An 8,913-nucleotide genomic window follows, 5' to 3' on the forward strand; every position below is an offset into this window, starting at 1 on the left:
GGCCCCAGATGGGCGCTTAAGGAGCGATGGGAAGCCACGGTCCGACGCCCCTCGCGGGCAGGGCATGATGGTCCGCATGCGTGCAGTGGTACAGCGGGTGGACGGCGCGAGCGTCGTCGTGGACGGCGAGACGGTGGGCGAGATCACGGGCGAGGGCCTGTGCGCGCTGGTGGGCGTCACGCACCAGGACACGAAGGAGAAGGCGGCCCAACTGGCCCGCAAACTCTGGTCGGTCCGCATGCTGCAGGACGAGCGGTCGTGCAGCGACGTCGACGCCCCGCTGCTGGTGATCAGCCAGTTCACCCTCTACGGTGACGCCCGCAAGGGGCGCCGCCCCACCTGGAACGCGGCGGCGCCCGGCGCCGTGGCGGAGCCCCTGGTGGACGAGGTGGTGTCCCAACTGCGCTCGCTGGGCGCCACGGTGGCCACGGGCCGCTTCGGCGCCCGGATGCGGGTGTCACTGACGAACGACGGCCCGTTCACGGTGCTGCTGGAGGTCTGAGCCTCAGGGCTCCACGACGACTTCCTGCGCGGCGGCCGTCTCCCCCGCGACGAGTCGCGCGTCCACCGGCACGTTCCGCTTGACCAGCGCCAGCGCCACCGGCCCCAGCTCGTGGTGGCGGGCGGACGTGGTGACGAAGCCGACCTTCCGCCCGTCGGGGCCGTCCTCGGCGACGCGGATCCCGGTGCCGTGCACGGGCAGGTGCACCTCGCTGCCGTCGAGGTGCAGGAAGACCAGCCGGCGGGGCGGCTTGCCGAGGTTCTGCACCCGGGCGACGGTCTCCTGCCCGCGGTAGCAGCCCTTCTGCAGGTGGACCGCGCTGCCGATCCAGCCCAGTTCGTGCGGGATGGTGCGGTGGTCGGTCTCGAAGCCGAGCCGGGGCCGCTGCTGCTCCACGCGCAGCGCCTCGTGGGCGAGGAGCCCGGCGGGAGAACCGACCTGCCGGGCGTACGCCTCCAGGTCGGCGCGCGGCAGGAACAGATCACGCCCGTAGGCGGTCTCCCGTACGACGACACCGTCCGGTACGGACGCGATGGACCCGGCGGGAAGGTGGACGACGGCGATGTCGTCCGTGCGGTCGGCGACCTCGACGCGGTAGAAGAACTTCATCGACTCCAGGTAGGCGATCAGCGCGTCCTGGCTGCCCGGTTCGACGTGGGCCCAGGTGGTGGTGCCGTCGTCGACGAGGTACAGGGCGTGTTCGATGTGTCCGTTCGCGGAGAGGATGAGCGCCTCGGTGGCCTGCCCGGGGGGCAGTTCGCTCACGTGCTGGGTGAGCAGCAGATGCAGCCAGCTCAGCCGGTCGTCGCCGGAGACGGTGACCACGCCGCGGTGGGACAGGTCGACAAGGCCGGCGCCGTCGGCGAGGGCGCGCTGCTCGCGGAACAGGTCGCCGTAGTGGGCGGCGACGCCTTCGTCCACGCCCTCGGCGGGAACGGCGCCGGGCAGGGACAGCAGGGGGCTCTTCATACGGTCAAGCCTACGACTCGGTACGGGAGCGCTTCAGGGAGCAGTCCCGGCACCGGCCGAAGATCGCGAAGTGCTTGAGGTCGGTGTCGAAGCCGAACTCCTCGCGCAGCCTGGCGGTGAAGTCGGCGGCCACGGACAGGTCGGCCTCGATGACGTCGGTGCAGTCCCGGCAGACGAGGTGGATGTGGTGGTGCCGGTCGGCGAGGTGGTAGGTGGGCGCGCCGTGCCCGAGGTGGGCGTGCGAGACCAGGCCCAGCTCCTCCAGCAGCTCCAGGGTGCGGTACACCGTGGAGATGTTGACCCCCGACGCGGTCTTCCTCACTTCCGCGAGGATGTCGTCGGGGGTCGCGTGCTCCAGGGTGTCCACGGCTTCCAGGACAAGCTGCCGCTGCGGCGTCAGCCGGTAGCCGCGCTGCCTGAGGTCGCTCTTCCAGTCGGTGCTCACCACACGACGAGTCTAGTGCGGCATGGGAACACCTGGGCGGGAAAGGCGCCCGGAGCGGTGACGGGGCCCGGCCGGCCTACTTGAAGAAGGCCACTCCGTCGTCCGGGAGGTCGTCGGGGAGGGCCTTCGCCCAGCGCTCGACCTCCTCGGGGGTGACGACCTTCTTCAGCTGGGCCGACATGTAGGGGCGCAGCTCGACCTCGGGGGTCTGCTTCTCACCGACCCACATCAGGTCGCTCTTGACGTAGCCGTACAGGCGCTTGCCGCCGGAGTAGGGGCGGGAGGCGGCGGTGCGGGCGACCGCGTCCGTGACGAGGTCGATCTGCGGCTTCTTGTCGGCGAGCTCGCCGTACCAGATCTCGACGACACCGTCGTCGCGGGTCATCGTCACCTCGACCTTGCGGCCGTCGTCGATGCGCCAGTAGCCGGACTCGGACTCCAGGGGGCGGACCTTGTTGCCCTCCTGGTCCAGCACCCAGGTGTGGGAGCGGTACTCCAGGAAGTCGCGGCCGTCGTGCGTGAAGGAGACCTCCTGGCCGAAGTTGCACTTCTCGGAGCCGGGGAAGTCGTGCACGCCCGCGCCGGCCCACCTGCCCAGCAGGAACGCGAGGGGGACGAGGTCCTTGTGGAGGTCGGACGGGATCTCGATCATGATCAGCTCAGCAGTCTCGTACGGCTGGACGGGGAGGGGGTCAGCGCTGGCCCTGGTACAGCTTCTTCACGGCCAGAGCGGCGAAGGCGAGCACGCCGACGCAGACCAGGGCCAGCAGGGTTTCGAAGAAGATCTCCACGGGTGCTCCTTGGTGGGCGGAGGGTAGGGGGGGCACACGGCCGGGCCCCAGCTTACGCGGACGGGGCCCGGCCTTCCCTGCGAGGTGTGCCTGCGCGGGCATCCGCGCCGTCAGCCGAGGAGCTGGCTCTGCAGGACCACCGTCTGCTGGAACGGCACGGCGGGCGCGCCGCCCTTGCGGGACTGCACGATCACGGCGTAGACGTCGCCCGCGCTGAGGTGGGCCTGGCGGACCTGCGCGGCACCGTACGGCTCGGTCTCGGCGTAGGCGACCCGGGTGATGTGGGCGACCGCCGCGGCTTCGGGGAAGTCCTCGTCGTAGACGGACTCGTGCTCGCCGCGCATCCGGTAGGTGGGGGCGCTCCAGGCCTGGGCGTCGGTCGCGATGTTCCTGTCGACGACCTCGGAGGTGGCGAACTGCAGCAGGTAGATCCGGGTCCGGGTGCCGTCGGGCATGGTCCAGCCCCGGGCGGCGATGTGCCGCAGGCCGTTGTCCACGAGCCGCTGCCGCAGCTCGTCGCGGTCCTCCTGCAGGGAGAAGAGCTCCAGGTAGTCCTTGGTCGGCAGCCAGCCGTCCGAGCCGCGCAGCGCCTTGTCCTCCCTCGCCCCGGCGGGGGCGGGCAGCAGCAGGGCCCGCAGGTCGGCGTGGTGGCTGTTGGCCGGGTTGCCCGGGGCGAACGGCTCCGGGCTGCCGGACGGCAGGGGCGGCCTGGTCAGCCCGGGGTAGTCCCAGCGCCCGTCCGACCGGGTGGACAGGCCCGGGACGTCGCCGCGCTCCATGCCGGTGATCCCGTACGCCGTGGCCGTACCCACGGCGGCGAACACGGCGACGGCCGCGACCCATCGCACGAGCCCCCACGGCACCCGGCGCCGCCGCGGCGCGGGCCCGGCCTCGGGCATGGCGCCGGGCCCGGCATCGGGTGCGGCGACGGGTGCGGCATCGGGTGCGGCATCGGGTGCGGCGGCGAGGAGCGCCTCGGAGGCGGGCGCGGGGTCGGCCGCCAGGCCGGCGGGGTCGGCCGCGGGTGCCGCCTCCGGCGCGGGACCCTGCCCGGGCCCGGGCGTCCGACCGGACTCGGGTACGTCCCCACGGTGGGCCGGCCCGGCGGTACCGGACGGCCCGGCGGCGCCGGACGGCCCGGCGGCGCCGGACGGCCCGGCGGTACCGGACGGCCCGGCGGTACCGGACGGCTCGGGCCCGGCGTCCGGCCGGGACGCGGTGGACGGTGCGACGGGCGGCTGCGGCGCGGCGGCCGGGGACGCGGCGGCCGGCGGTGTCACCGTGCTCGGCTCCGCGGGGGTGGCCCGCTGCGCGTCGCCGGAGGCGGTCTGCCGCGTGTCCGTGCTCTGCTCGCTCATATCGCCTTCCCGGGTGCGGTGATCCGGTCGAGCTGGCTGCGTACGAACCGGGTGAACTCGTCGGTGTCGAGCGGAGTGACGCCGTTCTCGACGACTGCGGCCATGACGTCTCCGACCACGGCGAGGCAGACCAGCGATTCGACGGTCTGCTCGTCCGCGTCGGCGTCCTCATCGCCCAGGTCCGAGCGCAGGCACGCGGCGTCCTTGTACCCCTTGATCCGCGGCCCCTCGACCTCGTGCAGGTCGGACAGGGCGCGCACCATGCCCTTCATCCCCTGGAGCATGGCCTTGTCGTCGGACCGGGTCAGGGTCACGGTCACCTGGGACGCGCCCTGCGCCCACTGGCCGCGGACGTCACGGCTGAAGTAGCTGCGCTGGGCATGGCCCTTGATGCCCAGCCGGTCGAGCCGCTCCTCCGCCGCCTTCCGGGCGGAACGGGGCAGGAACGCGTAGGAGCGCTTGAACAGCTCGACGGCCTCCTTGCCGCTGAACTGCTCGTCCGGGCCGTACTCGCCGATGTCGGGGCCGGGCACGTACCCGCGGGTGCCGTAGGGGACGAGCATGCCGGCGAGGCCGCCGGCGGCCTCGGGCTCCGCCGTCTTCTCCTCGGCCGGCTTGGGGAACTTCCAGAGGGGGGCGCCGGCCGACCGGTCGGCGTCGCGCACCGCGACGGCGGTCACGGAGACCGTGGCGATCAGCGCGCCCGCGAGCACCGCGGAGGCGGCGGCCGCGGCGACCCGGCGGCGCCGCGCGGTCCTGCGCCGGGGGTCCGCGGGCGGCGCTCCCGGCGTCCCGGACAGCCCCTCGGACCCGGTGGCGTCCGGGCCGGACGGCCCCTCGGGCTCGCCGGTGTCCGGGCCGGACGGACCGGCGGCGCCGCCTGCGACGGCCGCGGCCGCCACGGCGTGCCCGCTCTCACTCCCTGCGGCCGGGTCCGCGCCCTCGGCCGTCCGGGCGGACCCGGCCGCGTCGGTGCCCGTACCGGGCGTGCCCTCCGCGGGGGTGTCCTGGACCGCGGCCCCGTCGCCCGAGGCCGGGCTCCCGTCCTCGCCCGTCGGCGGCATGTTCCCGCCGGGCGCCGGCGTCCCGTGCACGTCGCGCTCCGGCGTCTCGCTCCCGCTCACAGCCGCTCCATCTGCCGCTCGGCCAGTTCCATGACCGTCTTCTTGGTGACCGCCCGCTGTCCGGCGACCCAGACCTCCACCGCGATGTCCCCGCGCCAGGCGTGCGCCTCGGCGGAGTACAGCGGCTCGTATCCCGGATCCCTGCGGGGGCGGTTGTGGACGTAGGCCCAGCCGTTCCCGGTGCCGGGGATGCGCCAGCTGTCGGTGTCGGAAGCCTGGTCCGCGTACTCCTGGAGGTTGCGGACGGAGTCGGCGGCCGCGACGGAGTCCACCTGGTGGAACTGCACCAGGAGGACGGTCACCTGGTACGTCCCGGTGTCCCAGCCGACGACCGCGGCCCGGCGGAACTCGTCGGAGACCAGCTCCTTGAACTTGTACGCAGGGTCGTTGTAGTTGTCCGCGTAGTCCGCCAGGTCGATCCAGTCCGGCTCGGACGGCGCCCAGATCACCCTCTTCGCCCCGAGCGGCTTGCGCAGCAGCAGTTCCCGCAGGTCGCCGTCGGCGAGGACCTGGTGGTCCCGCTGTGCGGACAGCGGCTCGGGCCCCGGGCCCTTCGCCCGGCCCAGTGCGGTCTGGTTCAGCGGCGGCAGCTTCTCCGGCGCGCGGCCGGTCTGCACGAGATAGCCGGTGCAGGTGCCGGCGACGAGGCCGAGCACCGCGGCCCCGGCGATGAGCGCGACGGTACGCCCCCACCGTCTCCGTGGCGGCTTCACTGCTTCTTCCACGGCTGTCACGGCTGTCACGGCTGTCACGGCTTCGTCGGCTTCCACGGCTTCAGCGACTTCAGCGACTTCAGGCATCATCCACAACGTCCCCCCTCGGAACGCGAGTCACAGGTGTTGGTTCCGCGCCAGGAGACTCGTGGTCGATGCACGAAGTTGTACGGGTGTTGATTACGATTCGGCCATGGCGAAGAAGCTTGTGATCAAGGTGACGGCCGGGGCGGACGCGCCCGAGCGGTGTTCCCAGGCGTTCACGGTCGCGGCGGTGGCCGTGGCGAGCGGGGTGGACGTGTCGCTGTGGCTGACCGGGGAGTCGGCGTGGTTCGCGCTGCCGGGCCGGGCCGCGGAGTTCGAGCTTCCGCACGCGGCGCCGCTGCCGGACCTGCTCGACTCGCTCCTCGCGGGCGGCCGGGTCACGCTGTGCACGCAGTGCGCGGCCCGCCGGGAGATCACCGAGAAGGACGTCCTGGACGGCGTCCGGATCGCGGGCGCGCAGGTGTTCGTGCAGGAGGCGCTGGCCGACGACACCCAGGCGCTCGTCTACTGACGCCGCCGGGCGGCCGGCCGGCGTGACGCCTCCGCCCGTACGGCCGGGGGAGCGGCCCCCGGCCACGGGCGGGCGCGCGCGGCGGGACCGGAGCGGGCCGGGCGACGCGCGCTGCGGTTCGGCAGCGCGCCCCGTCGAAGGCGGGGAGCCGGGCGGCCGGCCACGTTCGCTGCGGCAGCCCGGCGCCCTGCCGCGGCGCCTGCCGCGGAGCGCTCAGCGGGGGCGCTTCCGGCCGTCGAGTTCGTCCCACCACTCGTCGGACTCGGGGTCGCCGGACGGGTCGTCCCACCAGCGGTCCTCGGGGCCGCGCCGGTTGGCGATCATCGCGGCGACGGGCGGGATCACCATGGCGACCACGCACATCCCGACGGCCACCGGGACGGACCACAGCCGTACGACGCCCCAGGCCAGGACGAAGAGCGTCAGGCAGGTGCCCATCATGGCGAAGTACACGTGCCGTCGCCGTGCGTACATGACTCCAGGGTAGGTCCGCGGACGGCGGCGGGCCGCGTCGCCGCCGGGTCCGGGCGCGCACCGGGGCGCCGCCCGTCGCCGTCCCCGCGGAGCCCGGTGCGGGCATGCCGGAGGGCCGCGTCCCAGGCGTCCAACCCGCGGGATGCGGCCCTCCGGTGTCCGGGTGCCGTCGGGCGCCGACGGCGACCGGCCGTCAGACGGCGATCGCGACCTCCGCGAGGCCGCCGTCCTGGGCGACGACCGTACGGTCGGCGCTGGCGCCGGGGACGAGCGCGCGCACGGTCCAGGTGCCCTCGGCCGCGTAGAAGCGGAACTGGCCCGTGGCGGAGGTGGGGACCTCCGCGGTGAACTCGCCGGTCGAGTCGAGCAGGCGCACGTAGCCCTGCACCGGCTCGCCGTCGCGGGTCACCTGGCCCTGGATGGTGGTCTCACCGGGCTTGATCGTCGAGGCGTCGGGGCCGCCGGCCTTCGCACCGCACATGTTGGACTCCTTGAGGGGTAAAGGTCGGGGTCTTACTTGTTGGCGCCGAGCTCGATCGGCACGCCGACGAGGGAGCCGTACTCGGTCCAGGAGCCGTCGTAGTTCTTGACGTTCTCCACACCGAGCAGCTCGTGCAGCACGAACCAGGTCAGCGCGGAGCGCTCGCCGATGCGGCAGTAGGCGATGGTGTCCTTGGCCAGGTCGACGTTCTCGTCGGCGTAGAGGGCCTTGAGCTCGTCGTCCGACTTGAAGGTGCCGTCGTCGTTGGCGTTCTTGGACCACGGGATGTTGCGGGCGCTGGGGACGTGGCCCGGACGCTGGGACTGCTCCTGCGGCAGGTGCGCGGGGGCGAGCAGCTTGCCGGAGAACTCGTCGGGCGAGCGCACGTCGACGAGGTTCTGCGAGCCGATCGCGGCGACGACGTCGTCGCGGAAGGCGCGGATGGAGGTGTCCTGCGGCTTGGCCTGGTAGTCGGTCGCCGGGCGGGCGGGCACCTCGGTGCCGTCGACCAGCTCGCGGGCGTCCAGCTCCCACTTCTTGCGGCCGCCGTCGAGAAGCTTGACGTTCTCGTGGCCGTAGAGCTTGAAGTACCAGTACGCGTACGAGGCGAACCAGTTGTTGTTGCCGCCGTAGAGGACCACCGTGTGGTCGTTGGCGATGCCCTTCTCCGACAGGAGCTTCTCGAAGCCCTCCTGGTCGATGAAGTCACGGCGGACCGGGTCCTGGAGGTCCTTGGTCCAGTCGATCCGGATGGCGTTCTTGATGTGGTTCTTCTCGTAGGCGGAGGTGTCCTCGTCGACCTCGACGACGGCGACCGTCGGGTCCTCCAGGTTCTCCTGCAGCCAGTCGGCGTCGACCAGGACGTCGCTGCGGCTCATGCTCGTTCTCCTCCGGGGCAGATGCGGCGGGGGTGTGCGTGAAGGCGGGGTGCGCGGCCGGGCGGGTACGCGGCGGCGCGCACGGATGCCCTGGGGCAGGGCGGTGGGGGAACGCGGCCGGCGGTGCCGGGCCGCATCAGACAGGGCGACAGAGCATGGCGGCGACGCGGCACAGGTCTACTGCCCGCCGCTTCGTGAGATCCGCCTGTCGCTTCATGTGCCCGATCGTAGGGACGGACAGCGGGCCATGTCACCGGTGTGTCACATGATGAGACGCGATCGTCCGGACTTCGGGACGGAGGGCGGTTCGGGGCAGGCGCCGCAGGGCTTCCGGACGGTGGACCGGCCTCAGGTATCTACGGTACGGACCAGGTCGTCTCGCCCCTCGGACAAGTGTCCTAGGGCGGGCACGACCCGGGCGGCGCGGGGCCCGGCACGGCCCTCCGGCCGGCCGCCGAAGGGGGGAAGCGCACGGCCGGCCACGACGACGCCACCGCGGCCGGCCCGGCGTCCTGCACCGTCGCACGTCCTGCGTGGTCCCGCGGCGCCCGGCGTCGTCCCGCGGCGTCCTGCGGCGCCCGGCGTCGTCCCGCGTGCGCCCCGCGTCGTCCTGCGGTGGCAC

Annotated in this window: 12 protein-coding genes; 2 read left to right on the plus strand and 10 right to left on the minus strand. The window is 73.3% G+C overall.

Annotated features, from left to right (window positions below; translation table 11 throughout):
* Positions 1–76 precede the first annotated feature (76 nt).
* Complete coding sequence (dtd, locus tag AC5K6T_RS30590; protein WP_493214206.1) at positions 77–502, plus strand: D-aminoacyl-tRNA deacylase; 426 nt, start codon at positions 77–79, stop codon at positions 500–502.
* Positions 503–505: 3 nt separating this feature from the next.
* Here the strand turns inward: dtd and ygfZ are convergent, their stop codons facing one another.
* The 6 genes from ygfZ to AC5K6T_RS30620 all read right to left on the minus strand — a co-directional run bounded on the left by ygfZ (position 506) and on the right by AC5K6T_RS30620 (position 5,902).
* Positions 506–1,471: a CAF17-like 4Fe-4S cluster assembly/insertion protein YgfZ gene (ygfZ, locus tag AC5K6T_RS30595; protein ID WP_493214208.1), complete on the minus strand. Its 966-nt coding sequence runs from the start codon at positions 1,469–1,471 to the stop codon at positions 506–508.
* 10 nt (positions 1,472–1,481) lie between these two features.
* Positions 1,482–1,919 carry a Fur family transcriptional regulator gene (locus AC5K6T_RS30600; RefSeq protein ID WP_493214210.1) on the minus strand — a complete coding sequence of 146 codons (438 nt, stop codon included), beginning with the start codon at positions 1,917–1,919 and terminating at the stop codon, positions 1,482–1,484.
* Between the two features lie 73 nt (positions 1,920–1,992).
* A complete protein-coding gene (locus AC5K6T_RS30605) occupies positions 1,993–2,568 on the minus strand; it encodes a heme-binding beta-barrel domain-containing protein (RefSeq protein ID WP_493214212.1) in 576 nt (191 codons plus the stop codon).
* 249 nt (positions 2,569–2,817) lie between these two features.
* Positions 2,818–3,606 carry a hypothetical protein gene (locus AC5K6T_RS30610; RefSeq protein ID WP_493214313.1) on the minus strand — a complete coding sequence of 263 codons (789 nt, stop codon included), beginning with the start codon at positions 3,604–3,606 and terminating at the stop codon, positions 2,818–2,820.
* Between the two features lie 455 nt (positions 3,607–4,061).
* Complete coding sequence (locus AC5K6T_RS30615; protein WP_493214214.1) at positions 4,062–5,189, minus strand: hypothetical protein; 1,128 nt, start codon at positions 5,187–5,189, stop codon at positions 4,062–4,064.
* Positions 5,186–5,902, minus strand: a complete 717-nt coding sequence (locus AC5K6T_RS30620) for a hypothetical protein (protein WP_493214216.1) — start codon at positions 5,900–5,902, stop codon at positions 5,186–5,188. Before AC5K6T_RS30620 ends, AC5K6T_RS30615 begins: the two co-directional genes overlap by 4 nt.
* A gap of 193 nt (positions 5,903–6,095) precedes the next feature.
* Here AC5K6T_RS30620 and AC5K6T_RS30625 point away from each other — a divergent pair, with 193 nt between their 5' ends.
* A complete protein-coding gene (locus AC5K6T_RS30625; protein ID WP_493214218.1) occupies positions 6,096–6,458 on the plus strand; it encodes a DsrE family protein in 363 nt (120 codons plus the stop codon).
* 213 nt (positions 6,459–6,671) lie between these two features.
* Here the strand turns inward: AC5K6T_RS30625 and AC5K6T_RS30630 are convergent, their stop codons facing one another.
* The 4 genes from AC5K6T_RS30630 to AC5K6T_RS30645 form a co-directional block, all read right to left on the minus strand.
* Positions 6,672–6,932 (minus strand): DUF3099 domain-containing protein, encoded by a 261-nt coding sequence (locus AC5K6T_RS30630; RefSeq protein ID WP_493214220.1) that lies wholly within the window; start codon positions 6,930–6,932, stop codon positions 6,672–6,674.
* 193 nt (positions 6,933–7,125) lie between these two features.
* A complete protein-coding gene (locus AC5K6T_RS30635; protein ID WP_493214222.1) occupies positions 7,126–7,413 on the minus strand; it encodes a DUF1416 domain-containing protein in 288 nt (95 codons plus the stop codon).
* Between the two features lie 32 nt (positions 7,414–7,445).
* Positions 7,446–8,291 carry a sulfurtransferase gene (locus AC5K6T_RS30640; RefSeq protein ID WP_493214224.1) on the minus strand — a complete coding sequence of 282 codons (846 nt, stop codon included), beginning with the start codon at positions 8,289–8,291 and terminating at the stop codon, positions 7,446–7,448.
* 136 nt (positions 8,292–8,427) lie between these two features.
* Positions 8,428–8,508, minus strand: coding sequence for an Ms5788A family Cys-rich leader peptide (locus AC5K6T_RS30645; RefSeq protein WP_351229977.1), 81 nt, complete (start codon positions 8,506–8,508; stop codon positions 8,428–8,430).
* Between the last annotated feature and the right edge of the window lie 405 nt (positions 8,509–8,913).

Source organism: Streptomyces sp. B8-7, assembly GCF_058833805.1.

Bases quoted from the DNA above. Each gene is read 5' to 3' on its own strand.
- dtd (WP_493214206.1), top strand. From the start codon at position 77: ATGCGTGCAGTGGTACAGCGGGTGGACGGCGCGAGCGTCGTCGTGGAC.
- ygfZ (WP_493214208.1), bottom strand. From the start codon at position 1,471: ATGAAGAGCCCCCTGCTGTCCCTGCCCGGCGCCGTTCCCGCCGAGGGC.
- AC5K6T_RS30605 (WP_493214212.1), bottom strand. From the start codon at position 2,568: ATGATCGAGATCCCGTCCGACCTCCACAAGGACCTCGTCCCCCTCGCG.
- AC5K6T_RS30610 (WP_493214313.1), bottom strand. From the start codon at position 3,606: ATGCCCGAGGCCGGGCCCGCGCCGCGGCGGCGCCGGGTGCCGTGGGGG.
- AC5K6T_RS30625 (WP_493214218.1), top strand. From the start codon at position 6,096: ATGGCGAAGAAGCTTGTGATCAAGGTGACGGCCGGGGCGGACGCGCCC.
- AC5K6T_RS30630 (WP_493214220.1), bottom strand. From the start codon at position 6,932: ATGTACGCACGGCGACGGCACGTGTACTTCGCCATGATGGGCACCTGC.
- AC5K6T_RS30635 (WP_493214222.1), bottom strand. From the start codon at position 7,413: ATGTGCGGTGCGAAGGCCGGCGGCCCCGACGCCTCGACGATCAAGCCC.
- AC5K6T_RS30640 (WP_493214224.1), bottom strand. From the start codon at position 8,291: ATGAGCCGCAGCGACGTCCTGGTCGACGCCGACTGGCTGCAGGAGAAC.
- AC5K6T_RS30645 (WP_351229977.1), bottom strand. From the start codon at position 8,508: ATGAAGCGACAGGCGGATCTCACGAAGCGGCGGGCAGTAGACCTGTGC.